Genomic DNA, 373 nt, shown 5'->3' with positions numbered 1-373 from the left:
CTGGAGTGACGTACGTCGGGGTGCCGGTGACGCCGATCGCCTTGCCCTCGGCCTGGTCGGCGTCCACGATCAGGATGTGCCGTCCGTCGAACAGGGCGGTGCTGTGGCGGACCGCCCACCAAACAGAGCGGCTGAACGGCATGTCTGACACGCTCCGAAGGCCTCACGACGGCCCCGTCGGGGGTTGTGTAGCCCGGCATTGGTCAAGCAGTCGAGCGGGCAAGCGGCAGGCCCCACAGCTGGCTGCACTGGGTAGTTGGGCCGAACCCATCCCCAACTACCTGCGGTGTCCGTAAGATCCAATCTATGTCTGATGGTCTGACTCGACTGCTAAGCCACGAGAGATAGGGGGCTCTGAATTGCCTGCTCTTTC

Annotated in this window: 1 pseudogene; it reads right to left on the bottom strand. The window is 63.8% G+C overall.

The annotated features are described in order from the left end of the window. A pseudogene (locus tag ACFY9I_RS42570) lies at positions 1 to 115 on the bottom strand (DsbA family protein); the annotation flags it as partial. Positions 116 to 373: the final 258 nt, after the last annotated feature.

The sequence above is a fragment of the Streptomyces sp. NPDC012510 genome (assembly GCF_042955065.1).
Lineage (GTDB): Bacteria > Actinomycetota > Actinomycetes > Streptomycetales > Streptomycetaceae > Streptomyces.
This window is presented reverse-complemented; position numbering and strand designations above follow the sequence as displayed.